The sequence below is a fragment of the Bradyrhizobium yuanmingense genome (assembly GCF_900094575.1).
Taxonomy (GTDB): Bacteria; Pseudomonadota; Alphaproteobacteria; order Rhizobiales; family Xanthobacteraceae; genus Bradyrhizobium; species Bradyrhizobium yuanmingense.
Map to the genome: position 1 here is coordinate 118,614 of NZ_FMAE01000004.1, position 23,703 is coordinate 142,316.

At 61.7% G+C, this 23,703-nt stretch carries 21 protein-coding genes and 1 pseudogene; all 22 read left to right on the plus strand.

The genetic code is table 11. The features are described from left to right. Positions 1–47: 47 nt before the first annotated feature. A complete protein-coding gene (locus tag GA0061099_RS14060; protein WP_158644872.1) occupies positions 48–770 on the plus strand; it encodes an autoinducer binding domain-containing protein in 723 nt (240 codons plus the stop codon). A gap of 200 nt (positions 771–970) precedes the next feature. Continuing rightward, positions 971–1,609, plus strand: a complete 639-nt coding sequence (locus GA0061099_RS14065; RefSeq protein ID WP_074447933.1) for an acyl-homoserine-lactone synthase — start codon at positions 971–973, stop codon at positions 1,607–1,609. A gap of 36 nt (positions 1,610–1,645) precedes the next feature. Further along, positions 1,646–2,179 carry a cysteine hydrolase family protein gene (locus GA0061099_RS14070; RefSeq protein ID WP_074447818.1) on the plus strand — a complete coding sequence of 178 codons (534 nt, stop codon included), beginning with the start codon at positions 1,646–1,648 and terminating at the stop codon, positions 2,177–2,179. 481 nt (positions 2,180–2,660) lie between these two features. Further along, positions 2,661–3,629 (plus strand): ArdC family protein, encoded by a 969-nt coding sequence (locus tag GA0061099_RS14075; protein ID WP_074447819.1) that lies wholly within the window; start codon positions 2,661–2,663, stop codon positions 3,627–3,629. Between the two features lie 119 nt (positions 3,630–3,748). Continuing rightward, a complete protein-coding gene (locus GA0061099_RS14080) occupies positions 3,749–5,479 on the plus strand; it encodes a ParB/RepB/Spo0J family partition protein (RefSeq protein WP_074447820.1) in 1,731 nt (576 codons plus the stop codon). 172 nt (positions 5,480–5,651) lie between these two features. Next, on the plus strand, positions 5,652–5,804 hold the full coding sequence (locus GA0061099_RS41110) for a hypothetical protein (protein ID WP_158644873.1): 153 nt from the start codon (positions 5,652–5,654) through the stop codon (positions 5,802–5,804). A 1,037-nt stretch (positions 5,805–6,841) separates the two neighbouring features. Further along, a complete protein-coding gene (locus GA0061099_RS14085) occupies positions 6,842–7,165 on the plus strand; it encodes a DUF736 domain-containing protein (protein WP_074447821.1) in 324 nt (107 codons plus the stop codon). 113 nt (positions 7,166–7,278) lie between these two features. Further along, positions 7,279–7,488 (plus strand): annotated as a pseudogene (locus GA0061099_RS43100) (transcriptional regulator domain-containing protein); the annotation flags it as partial. An 84-nt stretch (positions 7,489–7,572) separates the two neighbouring features. Beyond that, positions 7,573–8,082: a DUF2285 domain-containing protein gene (locus GA0061099_RS41115; RefSeq protein WP_158644874.1), complete on the plus strand. Its 510-nt coding sequence runs from the start codon at positions 7,573–7,575 to the stop codon at positions 8,080–8,082. A 149-nt stretch (positions 8,083–8,231) separates the two neighbouring features. Further along, positions 8,232–8,453: a helix-turn-helix domain-containing protein gene (locus tag GA0061099_RS14095; RefSeq protein ID WP_074447823.1), complete on the plus strand. Its 222-nt coding sequence runs from the start codon at positions 8,232–8,234 to the stop codon at positions 8,451–8,453. Beyond that, positions 8,443–8,982 carry a S26 family signal peptidase gene (locus GA0061099_RS14100; RefSeq protein WP_199751032.1) on the plus strand — a complete coding sequence of 180 codons (540 nt, stop codon included), beginning with the start codon at positions 8,443–8,445 and terminating at the stop codon, positions 8,980–8,982. The genes GA0061099_RS14095 and GA0061099_RS14100 overlap by 11 nt, the downstream gene beginning before the upstream one ends. Positions 8,983–9,406: 424 nt before the next feature. Beyond that, positions 9,407–10,420 carry a class I SAM-dependent methyltransferase gene (locus GA0061099_RS14105; protein ID WP_074447824.1) on the plus strand — a complete coding sequence of 338 codons (1,014 nt, stop codon included), beginning with the start codon at positions 9,407–9,409 and terminating at the stop codon, positions 10,418–10,420. 725 nt (positions 10,421–11,145) lie between these two features. Next, the gene (gene rlxS, locus GA0061099_RS14110) at positions 11,146–13,113 is read left to right on the plus strand and encodes a relaxase/mobilization nuclease RlxS (RefSeq protein WP_074447825.1); all 1,968 of its coding nucleotides are present in this window, start codon (positions 11,146–11,148) and stop codon (positions 13,111–13,113) included. A 125-nt stretch (positions 13,114–13,238) separates the two neighbouring features. Beyond that, positions 13,239–14,378, plus strand: coding sequence for a nucleotidyltransferase family protein (locus GA0061099_RS14115; protein WP_074447826.1), 1,140 nt, complete (start codon positions 13,239–13,241; stop codon positions 14,376–14,378). Positions 14,379–14,980: 602 nt separating this feature from the next. Further along, positions 14,981–17,005: a conjugal transfer protein TraG gene (locus GA0061099_RS14120; protein WP_074447827.1), complete on the plus strand. Its 2,025-nt coding sequence runs from the start codon at positions 14,981–14,983 to the stop codon at positions 17,003–17,005. 11 nt (positions 17,006–17,016) lie between these two features. Further along, on the plus strand, positions 17,017–17,568 hold the full coding sequence (locus tag GA0061099_RS14125) for a hypothetical protein (protein ID WP_074447828.1): 552 nt from the start codon (positions 17,017–17,019) through the stop codon (positions 17,566–17,568). Next, positions 17,561–18,544: a P-type conjugative transfer ATPase TrbB gene (trbB, locus tag GA0061099_RS14130; RefSeq protein ID WP_074447829.1), complete on the plus strand. Its 984-nt coding sequence runs from the start codon at positions 17,561–17,563 to the stop codon at positions 18,542–18,544. Before GA0061099_RS14125 ends, trbB begins: the two co-directional genes overlap by 8 nt. A 17-nt stretch (positions 18,545–18,561) precedes the next feature. Beyond that, complete coding sequence (locus GA0061099_RS14135; protein WP_244620982.1) at positions 18,562–18,930, plus strand: TrbC/VirB2 family type IV secretion system protein; 369 nt, start codon at positions 18,562–18,564, stop codon at positions 18,928–18,930. Continuing rightward, a complete protein-coding gene (locus GA0061099_RS14140; protein ID WP_074447831.1) occupies positions 18,930–19,187 on the plus strand; it encodes a VirB3 family type IV secretion system protein in 258 nt (85 codons plus the stop codon). Before GA0061099_RS14135 ends, GA0061099_RS14140 begins: the two co-directional genes overlap by 1 nt. Then, positions 19,181–21,745 (plus strand): conjugal transfer protein TrbE, encoded by a 2,565-nt coding sequence (trbE, locus tag GA0061099_RS14145; protein WP_074447832.1) that lies wholly within the window; start codon positions 19,181–19,183, stop codon positions 21,743–21,745. The genes GA0061099_RS14140 and trbE overlap by 7 nt, the downstream gene beginning before the upstream one ends. 27 nt (positions 21,746–21,772) lie before the next feature. Continuing rightward, positions 21,773–22,525: a P-type conjugative transfer protein TrbJ gene (gene trbJ / locus GA0061099_RS14150; protein WP_083235109.1), complete on the plus strand. Its 753-nt coding sequence runs from the start codon at positions 21,773–21,775 to the stop codon at positions 22,523–22,525. A gap of 11 nt (positions 22,526–22,536) precedes the next feature. Further along, complete coding sequence (gene trbL / locus GA0061099_RS14155) at positions 22,537–23,700, plus strand: P-type conjugative transfer protein TrbL (protein ID WP_074447833.1); 1,164 nt, start codon at positions 22,537–22,539, stop codon at positions 23,698–23,700. Positions 23,701–23,703 lie beyond the last annotated feature (3 nt).

Below are 23,703 nucleotides of genomic sequence, written 5' to 3' on the forward strand. Positions count from 1 at the left end.
CGCGAAAGCGATGGAGTATTTCGGCCCAGTCCACGGAAATGAATCTCATGGAGAACGCATTCCAGGAGTTCGTTGACGCTCTTCTGACCGCTAGCGACACGAACGCATTCGAACGGATTGCTGGACGTTTAACCAAAAAGTTCGGGTTCCAGAGGTTCGCCTATCTGCGATTGGCAGACGATTCGCCCATGCTGATCTCCTCTTACCCAAGAGTTTGGACCAGTCGCTATTTTCACCTTCAGTATCAGCAGCTTGATCCGGTGGTGCAGCGTGCGAAGGTTGAGCGGGATCTCTTCGTCTGGGGAGGAGAGATTTCCAAGCCACCGGGCTCTCGCGTGCAACGTCAATTTTTCGATGAGGCCATGACGTTTGGCATTCGATCCGGAATCACGGTGCCGATTAGAGCTGGGTTCGGCCGAATGGCGGCATTCACGTTGGCGACGGGGGATAGAGAGACCAATCTTGACCGTCTTGCCGGTGAGTGGCGCGATATCATTCTCCAGGTTGGTCTATATTTCCACGCTCACGTTGCCGCTCGGATGGACACCGCGTTCACCCCGCAACAATACGGCGAGGGTGAGTTGACCCAGCGCGAACGTCAGTGCCTCGCATGGACCGCCCAAGGCAAAACGGTTGCTGACGTTTCCGTTCTGGTCGCGATCGCGCCACGTACCGTTGTCTTTCATCTCGAAAACGCGCGCCGCAAACTGGGCGCAGCGTCAATTGCGCAGTGTGTTGCGATAGCTCTCCGCCGCGGGCTCTTAAGCTAACGAATCTCTTGTCTCCTTTCCAGCAGAGCTAGCCCACGAAAAGCGCATGCCGGCAGCTCGCGCGGCGCAGTGCGTACTATGTTACGACCAACATGGTCTAGCATGGTCCAGTCGACGTGGCGCGAACTGCAAAATCTGACAGGCGATCACGTCTTCATTTTCTGCTGTCAAAGCCTTCTCGGTTGTTCGGGGAGGTCGGCATGCATGCCATCGCGCTTCATAGGTCTGAATTTGGTGGCCATCTGGATTTGCTGACATCGATGTATCGATTGCGCCGACGCGTTTTCAAAGATCGGCTGCACTGGAGTGTGTCGGTCTCGGGCGACTTGGAAATAGATGTCTATGATGCTCTGAGCCCGACCTATCTTCTGGTGGTCTCAGATGACAACGAGGTGCTCGGCTGCGTCAGGCTGCTGCCGACAACAGGTCCAAACATGCTCGCCCACACCTTTGCCAATCTTCTCGGCGGCAGGGCGGCACCGAGTGACGAGCGCATTCTCGAAAGCTCGCGCTTCTGCGTCGACACTGAGCGCAACGTCGGCCCCGGCCGAGGCGGGCTCAATCGTGTCACCTTCGTGCTGTTTGCCGCAATGCTCGAGGCGATGCGAGCAGCGGGAGCACAGTCCATCGTGACTGTTACCGATGCCAGGATGGAACGCATCCTGAGAAGAGCCGGCTGGCCCTTGGAGCGCTTGTGCGACCCACAGCCGCTTGGACAGACGATGGCGCTTGCAGGGTTTCTCCACGATTCGGACCAGGCGCTCGAGGCCATGTACCGCCAAGCCGGCGTCATTGGACCGGTGCTGGTTTTGCCCGGTGCTGAGCGCAAGGTTGCCTGATCTTTCGCTTAATTGTCGTAGCCGAGGTCTCGTCCCATGCTGGCCGATCCGCGACATAGCTGCATCGTTCTTTTGAACATCACGCGAGTCGGTCGATTGGATGCTAATGCGTCCGCCCGCGCGCAGGGCGAAAGTCTCGCTCTGCTGTCTGCCTGCCGCGAGGTTTTTGGCATTCCCCAAATTGCGATTGGCGAATACGAGCGAGACCTGCTTCCAGATCACATTGCCGCGTCCGTCGAGCGCTTGGATGTCGATCCCTTGGCTCTTTGGTGGGACCCGCAGCTCGCCGGACGCCTCACGGAATTGGGCACGGGCGTGCTCTTTTTGGGCGGAGCATTCCTTGAAGAAGAGGTGCTGATCGCGGCACTGGAAGGAGTGCGGCACGGGTACGATATCCGGCTGGTCCCGGATTTGTCGCTTGCACGTGACAAGCGCGATCGGTCGATTGCTTTAGCGCGACTAGCCCATCACGGCGTACTCTCCACGACATTACGCCAAGCTCTTCTTGAATGGGCCGTCTCACTGGGCGATCAGGAGGTCAGACGGACGGTTCGTGAATTGCTAGCCTAATCGGCGCCTCCCGCAAGCTAGAGCTTGCGGGCCGGGCTCTCGTTGAACCGAGCCCGCTTCGCGGTCTCGGCCTTGCGGCTTCGATCCCTGGCGCAAACAGGTCGTCTACAGATCCTGGCGCCTAAGTGCCGTCTACCTGGCAGGTGTCGTCTGCGTAATCGATCGCGGGCGACGGTCCCGACGACGTCGCCGAGATCGTTTGAGGCGATGCTCTGAGGAGCCGGCCGCTGGCGGCCGGCGCTTTTGATGGGCCCCCGGAAGCCGGGGTGGGCGGCGCTCCCGCATAGCCCCGAACCGGCGGTCCGCAACCGCGCCTCGGTAACCCGCTCGAGGTCGCTGGTGTCGTTGGCGCGGTCCTCCGCTGCCGCTTCGGCCGTTCCGGTGCGGTCCGCCTCTCGCGTTCGGGGCTTTCCGGTCGTTCTTCGCCGCCCACCCCGCCTTTCGGGGGCAGGGCGCGGAAGAGGAGCGAGCGGAGATCGTCATGTCTAACAGTTCAACCCACCATCGCGCGGCCAAGCCGAAGGCAGGTCTCTACGAAGAAATCACCGCCCACATCGTTGCGGATCTGGAGGCGGGCATCTTCCCCTGGGCTCGGCCGTGGGGCACTGGTGGCGGCAGTCAGGCTTTCGCCCTGCCCAGAAATGCAGCCACGGGCAAAACCTATTCGGGGATCAACGTCCTGATCCTGTGGGGACGGCTGTTCGAGTGCAGCTTTGCCTCCTCGCGGTGGCTCACCTTTCGCCAAGCCTCAAGCCTCGGCGGATCAGTGCGCAAGGGAGAACACGGCGTCACCGTCTGCTATGCCGATCGGTTCATTCCCAAACCCGAGCACGAAGAGGCGGGGCGCACCTCTCAAGGCGGACAGGAAGCCGAAGGGGCGGCCATTCCATTCCTGCGGCGCTACACCGTCTTCAATGTCGACCAGTGCGACAACTTGCCGGACCATTGTCTTGCGGAAGCACCAGCCTTGCCCGAGCGAGAAATCGTGCCGCAGGCCGAAGCGCTTACCGTTGCAACACGGGCCGATATCCGCATCGGTGGCGCAAAGGCGTTTTACTCACCATCGGAAGACGCCGTGCACGTCCCGCCACAGCCCGCCTTTTACGAGCAGATCAACTACTACCGAACGGTATTTCACGAGCTTGGGCATTGGACCGGCCACCCCTCGCGCTTGAACCGGGATCAGTTGGGTGCATTTGGCACAAAGCTCTACGCCAACGAAGAGCTGATCGCCGAACTGACCGCAGCCTTCGTTTGTGCTGCGCTGACGATCAAGCCCACCGTCCGCCATGCCGATTACCTCGGCTCGTGGCTCAAGGTCCTTCGGGAAGACAGCCGCGCGATCTTCCGCGCCGCCAGCAAGGCCTCAAAGGCTGCCGACTTTCTGCTTGCCTTCGCAGAAGGCGGCGAGACCTCCGCAGCCGCGACACAGCCCGAGATTGGTCCGTAACGACGGGTCGAGCGGCGGCGCTCGCCTTTCGCTCGCCCCGTGAACGGCCTCTCGATCGTCGGGCTCTTCGAAGAGGCCGGCCGCAATTAACGAGCCCACACTCAAGAAGGACTATAGACATGGAACTGCGCAACATCGCTCTTTGCAATCTCAGGATCGCAAACGTCAACGTCCGGCATAGCCGGAAAGCCCCTGATATCTCCGACATCCTGCCATCGGTCCGCGCGCGCGGCGTGCTGCAACCCTTGCTGGTCCGGCCCCAGGGCGACGCCTTCGAGATCGTCGCCGGCCGACGCCGTTTCTTTGCCGCAAGCAAGGTCGCTGAGGAGCAGGGGATGCCGACCGCAGATGTCCTGCTGCCTTGCGCGGTTACGGAATCTGGCAACGACGCCGACGCTCCGGAAGCGTCCCTGATTGAGAACGTAGCACGCGCGCCAATGGACGAACTGCAAGAATATGAAGCGTTCGCCAAGCTGTTGAAGCAGGGAAAGAGCGTCGCCGACATCGCCCAAACCTTCGGCCAGACCGAGCGCTATATCAAACAGCGCCTTGCGCTCGCCGGCCTCAACAGCGCTATCAAGCAGGCCTACCAGAACGGCGACATCGAGCCCGAGGAATTGCAACTGCTCGCCAGCGCCACACGCAGCCAGCAAAAGGACTGGGTCGCGGCGTTTGAGGCGGAGAATGGTCCGGATGGCGATGTTGATGAAGCCCCAAGGGGCCACCAGTTGAAGCAATGGCTGTTCGGGAGCGAGCAGATCGCAACCACCGCTGCGCTGTTTCCGCTCGAAGCCTACAAGGGCGAAATCGTCACCGATCTTTTCGGCGACGTCAGCTATTTTGCAGATAGCGCAGGTTTCTGGACCTTGCAGAACGTTGCCATTGCGAGCATGAGAGACGACCTTGCGGTCAAGGGCTGGAAGGTCACGGTGCTCGACAAAGGCACGCGATTTCCGTCATGGCAATATGACGAGGTCCCGTTGGAGGACGGCGGCGAAGCCTTCATCGAGGTCCGCAACAATGGCGAGGTGGAGGTTCACGAAGGCTACCGAGCTTACGCGGAAACTTGCAGCGGGACCAAGGCAGAGGAGTCGGGCGGAGCGCCGCGAGCTTCACGACCCGAACTCACCAGGGCCGCCGAGAACTACCTTGCCCTGCACCGGCACGCCATCGTCCGTGCGGAGCTGCTGGCTCACCCAGGCATCGCCCTGCGGCTCGCGGTCGCCCATATGATCGGCAGTTCACCGATCTGGAGCGTCAAGCCTGACCCGCAGCGAGCGGACAAGGAGACGACCAGCCAAAGCGTAGCGGCAAGCCCTGCCCAATCGGCCCTCGATAGCGAACGGGATGCCATTCTCGACCTCTTGCAGGTCGAGAAGAGCTATTACGGCACCGTCACGCGTGGCAACGGAGATGCGTTCACGGCGGTCGGCCTGTTTGCCAGATTGCTGGCGCTGCCCGACGATGCCGTGCTGCGGATCGTTGCCCTCGTCATGGCCGAGACCTTGGCGGCTGGTTCGATCCTCAACGAGGCCGCTGGGCTCGCGATCAAACCGGACGTGACACAGTGGTGGAAGCTGGACGACGTCTTTCTCGACCTCCTCAAGGATCGAACTGCGATCAACACGTTGCTCTCCGAGATCGCGGGCAAGGCTGTTGCGGACGCCAATGTGTCGGAGACCGGCAAGGTGCAGAAAAAGATCATCCACGACTGCCTGAACGGCGAGGGAAGGGAGCGCGCTGAGGGCTTCGTGCCCCGCTACATGACTTTCCCGATCGGCCATTACGACCCGAACAAAACCCTTGAAATCGCACGGGCCTCAGAAAGCATTAACGCTTTGTTTACCTGAACTTCGGTCTGACGATTCGGACGCGGAACACCCTTCCGCGCCCGAATTTTGCAGCGTCCGAGTCGCATCTGAGTCAATCCGGTGAACAGGAAATTCCGGGAATCGAAAACCGGGCGACTCATCCTATAGCTCGATCCGACTGAGCTAAGTGCAGTGCATCATGGAGCGCACGATGGCGAACTCATACAAGCTGTTTCCCGAACCGCAGGTGGTGAGGCTTAGCCGCATTTGCCTCGCGCAAGCCGTCGTCTGCCTTTCGGCGCTGGCCTGCAACGCAGTCCTGCTGACGAAGATCGTGCCCACCATGCTGGGTGGGCTCAACTGAACGCCGCCTTGCAGCTGGCGAGGCCGAGACGAAGGGGAGCAGACTCCAGAAATGTAAAGCCGGACCGTTCTGCGCGATGGCACGCTCACGATCCGGCTTCAACGTTTTGACGCGATCCACTCTCGCCAAGGCCACCAAACAACTCACGCGAGCTTCATGATTGCGTCAGGCAAGGGCCTCTTGAAAGTGAAAGCGATTTCTTCGGGGTGGTCTTCTTCGCCTTCTTCGCTTTCTTGGCCATGAGCCCTCCGTCAATCCATCAAAGCTAAAGTGCAAGCCGGGAATCGGGCTGCACAAAAAACAGGGTAACACGAACTCGCGAGATTGACATTGCGACCACTGAACGTCGCGTGCGACCTCGCGTCTTTGAGTCTTGATGAGAGCAGAAGTGCTGCACGTGGAGCAGAGCACGGCCCACGCGAGCAGCTCTCGCGGGGGCCGAGGGGCGTCAGTCGGCGGGATTCCCGATCGGAGCAAACACGTTGTCAGCATCCTGGCCGGCAGCGCGGCCGAGATTGGCGCAGAGCTTGCGGAGCGAATTCGACTGCGGCCAGTGACGGGCTCGCACAGTCCTTCTGCATTCTGCCTCAACGGATGGATGCCGCAGATATCGGTGCTTTGCATGAAGACCCAGAAGTTGGGGTGGGCCTCAGCGCTCTTTTTGCGTTCGGAGATGACGTCGATGCAGGCCAGAATGCAGACACAAATGGGCAGCTTGCGTGACTGCCGCATCATCTCGTGCCGCCGATCGGGGGGCTTGTCCTCATCTGCCGTTCGTGGGTCCGATCCCCTCATGCGTGGCGAAGAGACCTATGGGAAGCGCTCCGCCTATCAAAACCTTCCCCGCCAGCTTTTTTCCCCGCCGGACGGAAAAGTCCGGCTCCTCGCGCCCGCTTCGCCTACAAAAAAGCCATCGCCTCAGGTGCTCCGCATGCGCTGCGCCCCGAAGACGGGTTCGAAGGCGTTTCGCTTCCCATCGCGGTCTCGCCATCGCGAGGGGATCGGCTCCTCGCGGAACAACAGAAGAGGACAAGACCATGACCGCGATCGGATACGTCACCAAGAACGACAACGGCAGCTACAAGGGTCAGCTCAAGACCGTCTCTATCCGGGCCGACATCGACATCATCCCGAACCGCGACAAGAGCGCCGAGACCCATCCCGACTTCCGAGTCTTCACCCAAGGCGTCGAGATCGGGGCAGGCTGGATCCGCCGCGGAGAGAACAGCCGCAAGGACTATGTGAGCCTGTCGCTGGCAGCGCCCGAGTTCGGCCCGCGCAAGCTCTACGCCAATCTCGGCCGCGCCGCCGGCCAGGACGACGACAGCGTGTTCGCGCTGATCTGGAATCCGGCGGACTGACGCCCGTCGGCCCCCGCGAGAGCTGCTCGCGGGGGCCGTGCTCTTGCCTCATTTGGACAGAACCATCCAAAGTTGTATGAGTGATTCCGGAGGGACGCTTATTGAACTGGTCGGTGAATTCCAAGCAGGGCCAATCCGATGATCACGCCGTCTCCTGCCCGACCACGGGTCATGATGGCGGCGACTGGGCGTGGGAGTTCTTGCGGCGGAACGCCGACTATGTCGCCGACTGGCGCAGCAGCGTACCTCAGCATTTGCCGTGCATCACGCTGAACGATGGCACAAAGCTGTTGCGGCTCAGGCGGCGGTTTCCGCAAGCCGAGAAATGGGGGCTCTACGCCTTCGCCGACCCAAGACTCTGCGCTCACCTCGCAACCGCATTCTGGCACGCGAATGCTCTGAAACGGGTGGTCCGGCTCAATGCGAGGAAGCCGAACGAGGCCGAAGCGAACGTCCGGCGGCTGGCTGATTTCAATGCCGAGCGGCATGCGGTGATCGGCGTGGACGGTGTTCCGCTGGTCGTCATGAAGCGCAATGGCGTTCGTGTTCCCCTCGAAATCCACGGCCTTTCGGTGGTGACAGCGGCGTTCACGCCCGTCTACGAGCTGCACGATCTCGACGATCTCACAGCCCAGGCCGAGCTTTTAAGGCGTCTGCAGCGCTTCACCGACGCGGACTTTAGAGCCGTTCAAAGACCGTCCTTGGCTGCCGACGAGCGCCTCCAGCAGGCTCTCATCGCGCTCGACGAGAGCCTCAAAGGGAAGACGTATCGACAGATCGCAATTGCGATCTTCGGAGAGAAGAAAGTCACTGAGGAATGGCACAGTCATAGTCAATTTTTGCGCGATCGCACGCGACGCCTCGTCGCCAAGGGCACCGAATTGATGAAGGGTGGCTACCGCGGTCTTTTGGCCTGATCGGATTATTTCCCTCTCCTTTGATGAACTTTGCCCGCGCGGTATGGCGAAAGCTCGCCCGCCATTTTCGCCACTCCACAAAGTGCCCCCGATCGGACGACGCTTCTTCTTGCACCTCTTGGTTGTACGGGTGTGGGAAGGAAAGCTGGATGACGACGAAAGCAGACGACAAGGAGCCGGATAAGCCGTTCCTCAACACTGTGGAGGCAGCCGCCTGGCTCAGGCTCACCAAAAACACCCTGGAAAAGATGCGGGTCCAGGGCAGGGGACCAGCCTACCGCAAGCACGGACGCTATGTCCGCTATCACATCGAAGACCTCGTCGAATGGTCGCATGCGAGCAAGAGGAGGTCGACCTCTGATGCCGATTGATCTCACGAGACTTTGGCGCCAGGCCTCCACGCTCTCGGCCATGTGCGCCGGCATCATCACGCTCCTGATGTCGTCCGCCCCCGCGGTGCCGGTGCTGATCTACAACGCCACCGGCAGCGCGCCGCTCGGCTTCTACTATGTAGAGCCGCGACTGCCGGCGCGCGGCGAGCTCGCCGTCTTCAAGCCACCTCCCGGGATCGAGATCCTGATCATCGCACACGAGATCCTGCCAATGCCCGTGCCGCTCCTGAAGCGGGTCGAGGCGGCAGGCGGAGACGAAATCTGTCGCGTCAGAGAGCCGATCGCTGCGATCTCCATCAATGGAAAGATCGTTGCCGAAGTGCTCGATAAAGACCGGCAAGGGCGGCCTCTGCCGACATGGGAAGGCTGCATGAGGCTCGTGGAGGGGGAATATTTCCTGCTGCAGCCACACCCGAATTCCTTTGACTCGCGGTACTTCGGGCCGGTGCTCCGCTGCGATCTCCTCGGCGTTGCGCGGCCGCTCTGGACCTGGAATCCGGATATGTGAGCGGTTGTTTTAGGGCGCGCGTCTGCAAGAAGGCGCGCGCCCGTCGTGTTTCTTGCCCGGCTCGAGCCCATTCGGCAGCACCCGCGTCGGGCCGGTTGGGGAAGGTTTCCCAGCACAGGGCCTATCAAACCTCCACGACGAGCGACCGGATCGAGACGTTGACAGTCACGTCCTCGATCTCGCTAGCTCGCGCGCGGGTTGGCACGCGTAAGCCGCTTTTCTCTTGAATGGGGGACTTGAGGGGCGCTGCCCCGTCACCCCCGCAAGACCTTCTTTCGTCCTCCGGTGCAGCAAGTCGGTCGCACGTCGCAGCCCACGCTGCTCGGTGCAACCGCGTTGCGCACCATCGGATGCGCGCCGGCAAAGCCGGCGCCGAAACAAGCTCTTGCCCCCCAAACCCCGGTCTCGCCGACGGGCAGGCGGCATGGCGAAGGCCATGCGCGCCGCGCCGATCAAACGCCCAGCAAGGGCCGACAAGCGAGACATCACAATGGCAAAACTGACGAAGGCAGAGGCCAAGGCACATGCCGAGGCCGTCGAACTGCTTAAGAAAGACGTCCTCACCTACGATGAGCGCGTGTTTGTGCTCGACAACTGGCACGAGGGCGCAAGCCACATCAACGGATCGGCGGGGGCGTTCTTTACCCCTAGCGGGCTTGCCGGAGACTTCGCAATCGATGCTTACGGCGGCCGAACCGTCGACCTTTGCGCCGGCATTGGCGCGCTCGCATTCCATGTCTATTGGAGGGCCCGCTACGCGCGCGGGTGCGACGAACCACAGAAAGAGGTCGTGTGCATCGAGCGTAATCCTGCCTATGTCGAAGTCGGCCGCAAGGTGCTGCCGGAAGCCAAATGGATTTGCGCTGACGTGTTCGATCTGGACTTGCCGAGCCTCGGTCATTTCGGCTCTGCGGTCGCAAATCCTCCGTTCGGAGCCACTCCCCGGATCGGAAGCGGACCGCGCTACACGGGGCGGTCTTTCGAGTTTCACGTGATCGATATCGCTTCCGATATTGCGGATTTTGGCGCGTTCATCATCCCCCAGGCGTCTGCGCCGTTCCAATATAGCGGCGTGCAGTGCTACCGAGAACGCAAGAGCGCGGATTATCTCAAGTTCAGCGAACAGACGGGAATTCATCTCGAAGCAGGCTGCGGCGTAGACTGTTCTTACTATCGTGACGGGTGGAAAGGCATCGCGCCCAATGTCGAAATCGTCTGTGCCAACTTCGAGGAAATCCCTCGCAACAAGGTTCGATCTTCAGCCGAGCCTGAGGCCGAGCTGCGCGCTCTCTGGAGCAAAAACGGCGTTCCGGTGGAGCGGCAGGACGCGATAATTCGCGAGGTCGAGGCCAAAGCCAGGGGCGGAATTCGGTTTGACGAAAGCCCCTTCCAGGCGGACTTGTTCAACGATCTTGGACCCTACGCGCCCAAGCGCTGACGGTCTTTGCGGCGAATTTCGTCTCGCAAACTGCCTGAGCGAGCCAGGCTGCCAAGCCTGGTTCGCTCGGTCGACCTCCGTGCGGCTGATGAAGTCCAGCGCTCGTCGGTACAGCCCAAAAGGCCCGTTGTCGAGCGTCATTTTCGTTTAGACGCGGACCAGCTTTGGCCTGTAAGCGTCCGGCGGTTGCACATCGGGCAGCTCGTGATATCACCCGTCAGTTTCCAGGTTCGCTGGCACCCCGTGATGGACATTCGGTGTGCATTCGAAACGCTGCAACACGATCAGGACTCTAAGACTTTCGAGTTTGGTACTAAAGGATCTTCGCTAATTCGCGGTGCTGATGGCTATACGGGCGATGCCTTCGGCCCGCGCTCTACTCGTCGCTTCGCTCCTCACCGAGCCACCCTACGGGTGTCTCGGCCCTTCGGGTAACGATCGCTATCGCGAGCGCGCGCAAACAGTGGGGTTTCGCAAGTCAACAGCCAGGTCGCGGCGGCTCTTTCGCGAGGAAAGCAAAAAAGCGGGAGGGCAAGATAAAAGCACTGGCGCTACGGATTGCCTAAGCCGTTGTCTGCACATCCAAGATTTGGCGCCGCTTGGGCCCGCGTTGTCACCATGTTCGACCCAACACAATGGCGAACCTGCGCAATTGCGTCTGCGTCTTGGCAGACGCTCGTCGGCTTCACATATCGCTGGCTCATTAGAGACGTCGGATGCGGGCCATGCGAGAGATCGACGACGAATTCGATGTGAAGCTCGGACGGATCGGCAACCGCAGAGTCAGTAAAGCGACGAGCTATCTTCGACGTGTCCGCCAGGAGGTGGCCAAAGCTGGCGCCGGTGCGCGGACGGCCTCGTCGTTCAGCGGCGGCCGCATTGGCCGCGGCCGCGCGCAAGGCGCAGTGCTGGCCGGGTGGGGCCGAGGCCAGGGGCAGCGCCGCGTCGTGGTCAAGGCTCGGATCGTGCGGATCAAGTCGGGTGACCTAGGTGGCGTGCGAGCTCACCTCCGATACGTCCAGCGCGACGGCGTCACGCGCGAGGGCGAGCCGGGGGAGCTGTACGATGCCGGCAGTGACCGCGCCGATGGCAGGAGCTTTACGGAGCGCAGCGGCGGCGACCGCCACCAATTCCGGTTTATCGTGGCGCCAGAGGACAGCGCTGAGCTGGCGGACCTGAAACCCTTCGTCCGCGACCTCATGCGGCAGATGGAGCAGGACCTCGGCACCAGGCTCGACTGGGTTGCTGCCGATCATTTCAACACCGGCCATCCCCATACCCACATCGTGTTGCGCGGCAAGGATGACGAAGGAAACGACCTCGTCATCGCACGCGACTATATCGCTCATGGCTTTCGCTCCCGGGCAGCCGAGCTCATCACGCGAGAACTCGGCCCTGAAACGGAGATCGAGGTCACGCGCAAGCTTCAGCAGGATATCACAGCCGAGCGGCTGACGCGGCTCGACCGGAGCATCCTGCGAGATGCCCCTAGCGGAGTTCTTGAGCCAGGGGCGCTGTCGGGCCGGGAGCCCGCCTTGCAAACGGCGCGGATCGGACGGCTGCGAACTCTGGAGCGGATGGGGTTGGCAGAAGAGGCCGAGCCGGGGCGCTGGCGGATCGACCCTGAGCTCGAGCCGAAGCTCAGACGCATGGGGGAACGCGGCGACATCATCAAGACCATGCACCGCGAGATGGCCGCGGCAGGAGTTAGGCGGGCGGCAAGCGATTATGCGATCTTTGATCCGGAAGGAAGCGCGCATCGCCTGGTCGGGCGGGTTGTCGGCGAGGGGTTTGCCGATGAGCTGACGGAGCGCCGCTATGTCGTGATCGACGGGGTGGACGGACGAACGCACTATGTCGAGATCGGTAGCCTTCGGGCCAACGAAGAAGCGCCTGTCCGGAACACGATCCTGGAGCTCAGGTCGCGCGTCGCTGAGCCGCGCGCAATCGATCGCACGATCGCTAGCGTCGCTGCCCGCCATGCTGGCATCTACAGCGATCGTCTGCATCGAGAATTCGATCCGCAAGCATCCGGCGAATATGTCGGATCGCATGTGCGGCGCCTGGAGGCGATGCGTCGCGAAGGGATGGTCAGCCGGCTTGCCGATGGCAGCTGGAGCGTAGGACGGGATTATCTGGACCGGGCGCTTGAATACGAGAAACTCCAGCAAACGCGCAATCCGGTGTGGGCCGCGGTGCTGTCACGGCAACGGCTCGAGGATCTGCCGCAGGCGCTGGGCGCCACCTGGCTCGATCGCAAGCTTGTTGGGAAGGAGCCCGATGAGCTCGCATCGACCGGCTTTGGGGCGGAGGTGGAGACGGCGCTCCGAACAAGACGGCAATGGCTGATCGAGCAGGGGCTGGCGCGAGAGGAAGGCGGCCAGATGCGTTTTGCCCGGAATATGCTCGAGACGCTCGAGGCGCGCGAGCTCGCAAGGACTGCGGCCGACATATCCGCGCGCACCGGCCTAGAACATGTCGATGTCAAGGCCGGCGATAAGATCGAGGGCGTCTACCGGCGCATGCTGACGCTGAACAGCGGGCGGTTCGCGCTGATCGAGCGGTCCCATGAGTTCGTGCTGGTGCCATGGCGGCCGGTGCTGGAGCGAGCGCGCGGGCAATTGGTCAGCGGTCAGGTCGGCGGGGAGGGCATTTCTTGGTCGATCGGTATCAAGCGTGGATTGGGTCTTTAGGATCACATAAGTCATTGATTAATATATAAGTTATACTATTTTTGCGAGAATAGTATAGCGGATTGCCGTCTGCATTGTTTTGGTTATACTATTTTCGCGAAAATAGTATAACCGGGGTTCCCGCAATGACCTCCGCCCGCCTCGATATCACCTATCAAACGCTATATTCGGAATTGGCCCAGCGTAGCCTCGATGAGAGCTTTACCTCCGAATTCTCCTCGAATGGAAGGTTCGTGGCCGTCGAGGTCAAGGACAAGAAATACTGGTACTTCGACACACCCAAGCCCGAGGGGGGCGGCCAGGATCGCCGCTACGTCGGTCCAGTGGACGATCCTGAAATCACCAAGCGGGTTGAGGCATTCAAAGATCTGAAGGCCGACCTGAAGGGACGTCGACGGCTGGTTTCCACGCTGACCCGCGAGGCCTATCTGCCACGTCCCTTAGCCAAGGTTGGCCAAGTCGTGGAGCAACTGGCCAAGGCCGGCTTTTTCCGCATGAGGGGAGTGCTCGTCGGAACTGTAGCCTACCAATGTTACTCGGCCACGCTTGGCCGACGCCTCGACGCCGTCGCCATGCAGACTGGTGACGCGGACTTTGCGCAATTCCACGAAATATCGGTCGCGATCAAGGATTCCATGCCTCCGATCCTGGAGGTACTTCGACATGTCGATCCGACATTTCGCGAGGTCCCGAGCCAGGCCGACGGCAGAGTCTCCACCCAATTCGTGTCGAGGGACAACTTCAAGGTGGAATTCCTGACGCCGAACCAGTGGTCCGACGATCAGGCAGGCAAGCCAGTTCCGATGCCGGCGCTCGGTGGTGCGGCGGCATTTCCGCTGCGCTTTCTGGATTTTCTGATTTACGAGCCCATCCGCGCCGTGCTGCTGCACGGTGCGGGCGTGCCCGTTCTCATTCCATCTCCCGAGCGATATGCCATCCACAAGCTGATCGTCGGATCCCGCCGGAAGCAGGACCGCGACGGGACGGCCAAGAGCGCGAAGGATCGGCTTCAGGCCAGATCGATCATTGAAGCCATGATCGAGAACCGGCAGCACGCTGATCTCGCCTCCGCCTTAATGGAGGCATGGGACCGTGGTGATCAGTGGAGAGCTGCGATCCGCACCAGCCTTGCAACCTATGACGATGATGTCCAGACGTTGTTCCGAACCGAACTTGCGAAGGGTGTCTCTGAGCTCGGCTCCGATCCAGCCAATTACGATCTGGCAGACAAGACCACCGACAAGCTGGCTCCTCCGTCAAAATGACCGGTCGACGGGCGGGCCAGGTACTGGCCTCGCGCTTCCTGCCAACGGGGCCTCGACGAGCAGCAGCAGCAGCAGCACAGGCTTGGCGTCGACATGATCACCTCCGTCGCCAAGTGCTGCTGATGAAGATGCCGATCACCTGCATGTCACGGGTCATGCTCGGCACCGCGTCTGGCGCAACAGGACGTTGGCAGTGATCGGGCTGTCGACGCTTCTGGCTTTTGCTGGCCAAACCACATGCGGATCACTGACCCATCCGACGCTCCGCGCTGAATACAATCAGATCCAGCTCAGTCTAGCAGAATCGTATCATAGCGCTTCGTGGCCGCGCCGACTCGCGCATAGCCGCTACGTGTTGAGCACCAACTGCCAGGGCTCGGTGGGTGACCATGCCAACGAGATGCTATTTGCTCCAAGTGCTCACGCGCTGTTGAGGCACGCGATGACGCTGCGCTGACCTTGATCTTCAAGTCTGGCACCTGATCAGACTTGATCAATCTCGCGCTTGCTGACGGCGCGACTTTTTATTTCGATTGAAGGCCTGCCGCATTCACCGCTTTCATCGCGCCGCTCACGTGGGGTGAGTGCGTGGGGCGAGCGGAATGTTTCCAGCAAAAATCTATGTCGGTCAGATCGCCGTCGTGTTCGGAATCGTCGTCGCCTCGACCTGGGGCGCGACGCAATGGACTGCGGCTGCTCTCGGATATCAACAGCGCTTGGGTGAGCCCTGGTTCCTGATCATCGATTATCGCGTCTATCTGCCTTGGCGATTGTTCGAATGGTGGTTTGCCTATGAGGCATACGCGCCCGAGATTTTTGAGCAGGGTGGTGCAATAGCCGCGGGCGGCGGTATTGCAGGCGCGCTCTTTGCGATCGTCAACTCGGTGTGGCGCGCGCGCCAAAGCCAACTGGTGACGACCTACGGTTCAGCTCGGTGGGCTACCGCAAAGGAAATCAAGGCGGCCGGCCTGTTCGCATCCAAGGGCGTTTTTCTGGGCCGCCTCGAGAACAACTATCTGCGCCATGACGGACCGGAACACGTCATGTGCTTTGCTCCGACCCGATCAGGCAAGGGCGTCGGACTGGTCTTGCCCACATTGCTCTCGTGGACGTCGTCGGCGGTGGTGCACGACATCAAGGGCGAAAACTGGGAATTGACCTCCGGCTGGCGTTCGACGTTCTCGCATTGCCTTCTGTTCAATCCCACGGATGAGCGGAGCGCCCGCTACAATCCCCTGCTCGAGGTGCGCAAGGGGGCGGCCGAAGTCCGCGATGTCCAGAACATCGCCGACATCCTGGTCGACCCCGAAGGGGCGCTTGAACGCCGCACCCATTGGGAAAAGACCAGTCATTCCCTGCTGGTCGGCGTCATCCTTCACGTCCTTTACGCCGAAGAGAAGAAGACGCTCACCCGCGTCACCGAGATCCTGGCTGACCCCGCGCAGTCCTTTGAGAAGACGCTCAGGATCATGCTGGCGACCAATCACCTCGGCACAGAGGCGGAGCCGAAGGTGCATCCCGTCGTCGCCGCGACCGCACGCGAGCTGCTGAACAAGTCCGAAAACGAACGCTCCGGCGTTCTGTCGACAGCCGTGAGCTTTCTTGGGCTCTACCGCGATCCCGTCGTCGGCCGAAACACCGAATCTTGCGATTGGCGCATCGCCGACCTCGTGAGTGCCGATAAGCCGGTCACGCTCTACCTCGTCGTTCCGCCGTCGGACATCAGCCGGACCAAGCCGCTGATCAGGCTGATCCTCAATCAGATCGGTCGCCGGCTGACCGAGACGTTGAATACCAAGGCAGGCGACCGCAGGCACCGTCAGCTGCTGATGATGCTGGACGAGTTTCCTGCGCTTGGCCGGCTCGACTTCTTCGAGAGTGCGCTCGCCTTCATGGCTGGTTACGGCATCCGCGCCTACCTGATCGCCCAGTCGCTCAACCAGATCGCAAAGGCGTATGGCGAGAACAATGCGATCCTGGACAATTGTCACGTCCGAATCGCCTTCGCTGCCAATGACGAGCGCACCGCCAAACGGATTTCGGACGCTCTCGGCACCGCGACGGAGCTACGTGCACAGCGCAATTATGCCGGACATCGGCTGGCTCCCTGGCTTGGCCATGTGATGGTCAGCCGTCAGGAGACGGCGCGTCCCTTGCTGACGCCTGGCGAGGTGATGCAACTGCCGCCCGACCAGGCCATCGTGCTGGTCTCGGGTCTTGCGCCGGTCCGGGCGACAAAGCTGCGGCACTACGAGGACGCAAACTTCGTCCGTCGCCTGCGTAAGCCGCCGTTCTTGGCGAGGGACAGGTATGCCGATCGTCCGCCGGCTGGCCTTGACGATTGGCGTGGCGAGTTGCGCACCACCGACCTTCGCCTAGCGACCCTGCCATATCGCGAGCTGATGCAGACGGGCGGCGAGGAGGGCGGTCTCAAGCAGCAATTGCCGTTGTTTGACGAGGCCGCACCAGTTGCGACTGACGTCCGTGCCATCGAGGAGCGGTTGCTCGACGACGAGTCCGACGTCGCCGCCGACCGTAGCCAGATGCAGGCAGCAAACGCGTCGAGCGCCGTGCGCCGAGCCCATGCTGTCACCCGCGACGACGACGACCTTCTCCCCTCGTTCTGAGAGTATCCCTGATGAAACCGAAACTGTCGGCCTACGTGTCTGAAAGTGTGGCGCAGCGGCTCGAGATCGCCGCCAAGCGTCCAGGAGCCAACAAGTCATCCATTGTGGATGCCGCGCTGGATCGCTTTCTCAACCCTGAGCGGGACACCAGCGGCGATGCGGCGCTGATCCGTAGGCTCGATCGCATGAGCCGCCAGCTCGATCGAGCCGATCGCGATCTGTCGGTGATGGCGGAGACCATCGCGCTCTTCATCCGCTACTACTTGACCATCACCCCGCCGCTGCCGTCGCAGGATCAGGATGCAGCGCGAGCGCTCGGCCGCGAGCGGTTCGAGATGTTTGTCGCCCAGGTCGGCAAACGCGTCGCCTCCGGCGGGCGGCTTGTCGCCGACGTCATGGACCGCGTCAGCGCCGTCAAGCCGGATCTCTTCACGCGGAACATCGAGGAGGGCGCCCCATTGGGCGCTGCTCAACCTAGCGACACTGGATCCCGCGCGCAGAGCGCGGCGGGTGAGCCGCCGGAGCATTCTCCGGCAGGGCGAGAGGAGGTCGGCAATGTCTGATCTCCTCTCGCCAGAAACCCGTGAACGGCGCCGGGGCATGCTGCGGACCGCGATGGGGCCGGCAATTGCGCTCGCTCTGGATGAGCCTGATGTCGTCGAGGTCATGGTCAATCCCGATGGAAGGCTTTGGCTCGATCGGCACGGGACGGGCCGCGCCGATACCGGCGTTGTCCTGACGCCGCAGGAGTCCGAGCGGATCATCCGACTTGTTGCCAGCCACGTGCGGGCGGAAGCGAGCGGTTCGTCGCCAATCGTCTCGGCGGAACTCCCCGAAACGGGTGAACGCTTTGAAGGCGTCTTGCCGCCGGTCGCGCTCGCGCCTTGCTTTGCCATCCGCAAGCCGGCGACGACCACGTTCCGTCTGTCCGACTACGTCAAGGCGCAGATTGCCTCTCCATTGATGGCAAAGGTGCTGACATCAGCGGTCACCGAGGCGCGCAGCATCCTGATCGCTGGCGGAACCGGGTCGGGCAAGACCACGCTTGCCAATGCGCTTCTTGCGGAGATCGCCGGGCTCGACGAGAGGGTGGTCATTATCGAAGACACCCGCGAGCTGCGCTGCGATGCCAAGGATGCCGTGACGCTCCGAACCAAGCCGGGCGTCGCGAGCCTTGCCGATCTTGTCCGCTCCACGCTGCGCTTGCGGCCCGACCGCATCATCGTCGGTGAGGTCAGGGGCGCCGAAGCCCTCGACATGCTGAAGGCCTGGAATACCGGTCACCCCGGCGGGATTGCCACTGTTCATGCCAACTCGGCCCGAGCTGCGCTCTACCGGATCGAGCAACTCATTCAGGAAGCGGTCGCAACCGTGCCGCGCCGGCTCATCGCCGAGGCAATCGACCTGATCGTCTTCATCAAGGGGCGGGGCCCCGCACGGCGCATCGAGGCCGTCGCAGAGCTCAAAGGTCTCGATCCATCCGGCGACTACCTGCTCGAGACCACGCCCGGACTTCCAAACACCTCCCATCGCCCCTGATCTCAAGGAGACTGCAAATGTCCATTCGCCTATGTCTCAATGTGCGTTCTCGCCTGCGCGGCTTCTGCTCGGTTAGCGGATTGCCGCTGGTCACGCTCGGTGCAGCGTCGGCTTGCGTGCTTCTCACTGTCACGGCGGCGCACGCCGCGGGTTCAGGCATGCCCTGGGAAGCTCCGCTCGAGCGCGTCCTGGAATCCGTGCAGGGGCCCGTCGCCAAGATCGTCGCCGTCATCATCATCACGGTAACAGGCATATCGCTGGCTTTCGGCGATACCTCCGGCGGTTTCCGCAAGATGGTCCAGGTCGTATTTGGCCTCTCGATCGCCTTCGCTGCGAGCTCGTTCTTCCTGTCGTTCTTCTCGTTCGGCGGCGGAGCGCTGATCTGATGCGCCCCGATGGTTTTGAACTCGTGCTCCACCGCTCGTTGACCGAACCCATCCTGATCGGTGGTGCCCCGCGCGCGGCCGCCATCCTGATCGGGACCCTTTCGGCCGTGCTGGCGCTCGGCCTGCGCCTTTGGCTCGCAGGCCTCATCCTCTGGGTCATCGGCCACAGCGCGGCCGTCTGGCTCGCAAAACGCGACCCGGCCTTCGTCGAAGTCGCCATCCGTCACACCAAGCACAAAGGCCGGCTTACATGCTGAACTTGAGAGAATTCCGCGGCAACGCCCATCGGTTGGCTGATTGGCTGCCTTGGGCATGCCTGGTCGCGCCAGGCGTCATCCTCAACAAGGACGGCAGCTTCCAACGGACGATACGCTACCGCGGACCGGACCTCGACAGTGCGACCGAGGCCGAACTGATAAGCGTGGTATCTCGCGTCAACAACGTTCTGAAGCGCTTTGGCTCCGGCTGGGCCCTTTTCTTCGATGCCACGCGCATCCCAACTGGCGAATATCCGCGGTCGGAATTCCCTGATGCGGTGTCGTGGCTGGTGGATGAGGAGCGACGGGCCGGTTTCGAAGGGCCGGCCGGGGTGGCGTGGGAGGATCCGTCACGCCCCGGCGGGCAGCACTTCGAAAGCGTGCTGCATCTTACGCTGATGTATTTGCCGCCGCCCGAAACGGTCTCGCGCCTCGAAGGCCTGTTTCTGGAGCATCCCAAGGCGAGGGATAGCGCGGCGCGAAACGAACAACGCATTCAGCGCGTCCCATCGACCAAAACTCCCAAGCAAGTGGACATCGACGGTGAGATTGATGAGCAACCGAGATTTTCCAGTAACGAGAAAGGTTATCGCGATCATCTCCAGAGGTTTATCCAGGAAACCGATCGGGCGATCGATCTGCTCTCGTCAGTCTTGCCCGAGATCTGGCCTCTCAGCGATACGGAGGCGCTCACCTATCTTCATAGCTGCATCTCGACAAAGCGCCATCCGGTCAGCGTTCCCAAGATCCCGGCCTATCTCGATTGTTTCCTAAGCGATGAGCCTTTGACTGGGGGACTGTCGCCGGCGATCGGGCAGAGCCATCTGCGCATGTTGACGGTCCTTGGGTTTCCGCACGTCACCTTTCCAGGCTTGCTCGATGAACTGAATCGGCTCGGCGTTGCCTATCGCTGGGCGACCCGGTTTATTCCGCTCGACCGTACGCAAGCAAACGCAACCTTGTCGCGCTACCGGCGGCAGTGGTTTGCCAAGCGGAAGTCGCTGGGAGCGATCCTCAAGGAGGTCATGTTCAACGAGCAGGCAGCGCTGCTCGACACTGACGCCAGCAACAAGGCGCTTGATGCCGACGCGGCGCTCTCCGAGCTCGGCGACGATCTGGTTGCCTTCGGCTATATCACCACGACCGTTACCGTAAGCGATGAGGACTCCCATCAGGCTGATGAGAAGATCCGTGCGGTCGAGCGGGTGATCAATAACCGGGGCTTTACGGCCATCCGCGAGAGCGTCAACGCCGTGGAAGCCTGGGTTGGCAGTCTGCCGGGCCAAGCCTATGCCAACATCCGCCAGCCGATCGTCCACACCCTGAACCTCGCCCATATGTGCCCATTGTCGGCAGTATGGGCCGGACCCGAACGGTGTGAGCACCTCGACGGCCCACCGCTTCTGATCGCCAAGACCAAAGGGGCGACCCCGTTCCGGTTGTCGCTCCACGCCGGCGATGTCGGGCACACCATCATTGTCGGTCCTACAGGAGCGGGCAAGTCGGTCCTGCTTTCGATGCTCGCGCTGCAATTCCGTCGTTATCCGAATTCTCAACTGATCACGTTTGACAAGGGCCGGTCAGCCCGGGTCACCACGCTCGCATTGTCCGGCTCCTGGTATGAGCTAGGCGCCAAAGGTGGCATTGCCTTTCAGCCGCTCAAGGATGTCGCGGAGGAGGGCGCGAGGCTCTGGGCGCTCGACTGGCTCTGTGGTGTCCTCGCCCATGAGCGCGTGACAGTGACCCCCGACGTCAAGGAGACGCTCTGGTCGGCGCTCCGGAGCCTCGGGTCTGCGCCCGTCTCTCAGCGGACGATGACCGGCCTCGTCGCGCTGCTTGCCCGCGACGCGCTGCGGCAGGCGCTGCAGCCCTACACGCTGGAAGGACCCTATGGCCGCTTCCTGGACGCGGACTCCGACCGTCTTTCCGGTGCCGACGTGCTCACCTTCGAGATGGAAGAATTGATGGCATTGCCGGGCTTGGTCGCGCCGGTGCTGACCTATCTCTTCCACAGCCTTGAGGACCGCTTCGACGGCCGGCCCACGCTGCTGGTCCTCGATGAGGCCTGGGTGTTTCTGGATGATCCGCTGTTTGCGAGCCGGATTCGCGAATGGCTGAAGACGCTGCGCAAGAAGAACGTCTCTGTCATTTTCGCGACCCAGTCGCTGGCCGATATCGCCGACAGCCAGATTGCCCCTGCGATCATCGAATCCTGCCCAAGCCGCATCTTCCTTCCGAACGCCAGAGCGCTGGAGCCGACCCAGACCGAGACCTATCGCCGGTTCGGCCTGAACGACACGCAAGTTCGGCTAATCGCAGAAGCATTCCCGAAGCGCGACTACTACCTGCAGTCCCGCGCCGGAAACCGCTTATTTGAGCTCGGCCTCGGACCGGTGGCGCTCGCGCTGGTCGCAGCGTCTTCGCCGGAGGATCAACGGGCCGTCGATACTGTCCTGTCTCGCTCCGGCCCCCATCACTTCGCCAAGCGCTATCTCGCAGAGCGAGACCTGCACTGGGCAGCGAACCTGATCAGCACCTTCGAACAGGCCAAGGCCTGACCTCAATCTCAACTCCTGGAGTCTTCCATGCTCGAAAGTGTCGGCCGCATGTTCTTGGGTACAACTTCTAGAGTTATCGTAACAACAATACTATCGATCGCCATCGCCGTGAATGGTTCGCGACGGCTTGGCGCGTTTGATATCGTATTCGATCCTACCAATTACAGCCAGAATCTCCTGACTGCCGCACGAGCGCTTGATCAGATCAACAATCAGATCAGGAGCCTCGAGAATCAGGCGCAATCGCTGCGCAATCAGACAAAGAATCTCGCCGCCCTGCCGACGAGCGTCGTCGGCCAGCTCGCGTCGACGATCAATCAGATGAACACCCTGATTGGTCAGGCCAAGAACGTCTCGTTCGATGTCCAGAGAAGCCAACAGGATTTCGAGCGGCTCTATCCTCGCCAATATGCGGCAGCCGTTTCGTCCGACAAGATGGTTCGGGACGCGACCTCTCGCTGGGACAACAGCTACGACGGGCTGAAGCAGTCGCTCACGCTTCAGTCGGCGATCGTCGGCTCGTTGGATCAGGACGGCCAGACGCTTCGAACGTTGATGGCGAATTCGTCCGCTGCCGTCGGCTCACTACAAGCCCAACAGTCCGGCAATGAACTGCTCGCGCTGCAGATCAAGCAGTCGTTGCAAGCCCAGGCTCTCATGGCAACGCAGGCGCGCGCGGACACGTTGCGTGCAGCCGAACAGCAGGCATCGTCCGCCGCCGCGAAGGAGCGATTCACTCGCTTCATCGGCGATGGCCACGCCTACACCGCTGGCAAGTAGGTGAGGGCGCCATGGCTGATCTCTCCGTCATTGACCGGTTCACCGACACCTTCTCGCGCTACATCGACTCCGGATTTGGCCTTCTGTCTGGCGACGTCTCATTCTTGAGCTCAACGTTGATCGGCATCGACCTGACGCTGGCAGGGCTTGCCTGGAGCATGCGGGCTGACGACCACATCATGGTCACGCTGGCCAAGAAGGTGCTCTATGTCGGTGCTTTCGCGTTCATTATCGGCAACTTCAAGAGCCTTGCCGATATTGTCTTTGCCTCGTTCTCCAGCATCGGTCTTAAGGCATCCGGCGGGAGCTTGAGCGCGGCCGACCTGGCGCGGCCGGGCTTTGTCGCCTCCGCCGGGTTCACGGCCGCCCATCCGCTTCTGGAGGAGACCGGGCAATTCTCTGGCTTTGATGTCCTGACCAACCTGCCCACGATCCTGATCCTGCTGTTCTGCTGGATCCTGATCGTGCTCGCGTTCTTCATCCTCTCGGTGCAACTCTTCGTCACGCTCATCGAGTTCAAGCTGACGACGCTTGCAAGCTTCATTCTCGTGCCTTTCGCCCTGTGGGGTAAGACCGCGTTCCTCGCGGAAAAGACCCTCGGCAACGTGGTTGCCTCAGGGGTGAAGGTGATGGTCCTCGCGATCATCATCGGCATTGGCTCGACCATCTTCGGTCAGCTCGCAAGCACGCTGACCCGGCCGGTCGACATCGTGTCGGCCATGAGCTTGCTGCTTGCGGCCCTTTCGCTGTTTGGCCTTGGCATCTTCGGCCCAGGCATCGCGGCAGGATTGGTCTCAGGTGCGCCCCAGTTAGGGGCCGGTGCAGCCGCGGGAACGGTGGCGGGTGCGGCGGCTGTGGTGATCGGCGGCGGAGCGGCGGTCGCGGGAGGGCTGCGCCTTGCGGCGGGCGGCTCAATGACTGCGGTTCGCTCAGCTGCGTCCCTAACTGGTGCGTCTTCGGCTGCCGGCACATCAGCTCGGGCCGCAACGGTGGATCAGCTCGCGAGCGCGGGTACTGGCGGCGCAACGAATGGAGCGGCTGCGTCGGGCACAGGGCGTTCAGCGGCACCGTCAGGTCGCGGACACGCGAGGGAAGCGGCCCAAGTCGCAGCCCACACGCTGAAAGAGGGCGACAAAGGTGGGCATTCGTCGGGCCCGAAACTGGGGGAGGAGTAGGAT

Coding starts and splice junctions, on each gene's coding strand:
- GA0061099_RS14060 (WP_158644872.1), top strand. CDS start 48: ATGGAGAACGCATTCCAGGAGTTCGTTGACGCTCTTCTGACCGCTAGC.
- GA0061099_RS14065 (WP_074447933.1), top strand. CDS start 971: ATGCATGCCATCGCGCTTCATAGGTCTGAATTTGGTGGCCATCTGGAT.
- GA0061099_RS14070 (WP_074447818.1), top strand. CDS start 1,646: ATGCTGGCCGATCCGCGACATAGCTGCATCGTTCTTTTGAACATCACG.
- GA0061099_RS14075 (WP_074447819.1), top strand. CDS start 2,661: ATGTCTAACAGTTCAACCCACCATCGCGCGGCCAAGCCGAAGGCAGGT.
- GA0061099_RS14080 (WP_074447820.1), top strand. CDS start 3,749: ATGGAACTGCGCAACATCGCTCTTTGCAATCTCAGGATCGCAAACGTC.
- GA0061099_RS41110 (WP_158644873.1), top strand. CDS start 5,652: ATGGCGAACTCATACAAGCTGTTTCCCGAACCGCAGGTGGTGAGGCTT.
- GA0061099_RS14085 (WP_074447821.1), top strand. CDS start 6,842: ATGACCGCGATCGGATACGTCACCAAGAACGACAACGGCAGCTACAAG.
- GA0061099_RS14095 (WP_074447823.1), top strand. CDS start 8,232: ATGACGACGAAAGCAGACGACAAGGAGCCGGATAAGCCGTTCCTCAAC.
- GA0061099_RS14100 (WP_199751032.1), top strand. CDS start 8,443: ATGCCGATTGATCTCACGAGACTTTGGCGCCAGGCCTCCACGCTCTCG.
- GA0061099_RS14105 (WP_074447824.1), top strand. CDS start 9,407: ATGGCGAAGGCCATGCGCGCCGCGCCGATCAAACGCCCAGCAAGGGCC.
- rlxS (WP_074447825.1), top strand. CDS start 11,146: ATGCGAGAGATCGACGACGAATTCGATGTGAAGCTCGGACGGATCGGC.
- GA0061099_RS14115 (WP_074447826.1), top strand. CDS start 13,239: ATGACCTCCGCCCGCCTCGATATCACCTATCAAACGCTATATTCGGAA.
- GA0061099_RS14120 (WP_074447827.1), top strand. CDS start 14,981: ATGTTTCCAGCAAAAATCTATGTCGGTCAGATCGCCGTCGTGTTCGGA.
- GA0061099_RS14125 (WP_074447828.1), top strand. CDS start 17,017: ATGAAACCGAAACTGTCGGCCTACGTGTCTGAAAGTGTGGCGCAGCGG.
- trbB (WP_074447829.1), top strand. CDS start 17,561: ATGTCTGATCTCCTCTCGCCAGAAACCCGTGAACGGCGCCGGGGCATG.
- GA0061099_RS14135 (WP_244620982.1), top strand. CDS start 18,562: ATGTCCATTCGCCTATGTCTCAATGTGCGTTCTCGCCTGCGCGGCTTC.
- GA0061099_RS14140 (WP_074447831.1), top strand. CDS start 18,930: ATGCGCCCCGATGGTTTTGAACTCGTGCTCCACCGCTCGTTGACCGAA.
- trbE (WP_074447832.1), top strand. CDS start 19,181: ATGCTGAACTTGAGAGAATTCCGCGGCAACGCCCATCGGTTGGCTGAT.
- trbJ (WP_083235109.1), top strand. CDS start 21,773: ATGCTCGAAAGTGTCGGCCGCATGTTCTTGGGTACAACTTCTAGAGTT.
- trbL (WP_074447833.1), top strand. CDS start 22,537: ATGGCTGATCTCTCCGTCATTGACCGGTTCACCGACACCTTCTCGCGC.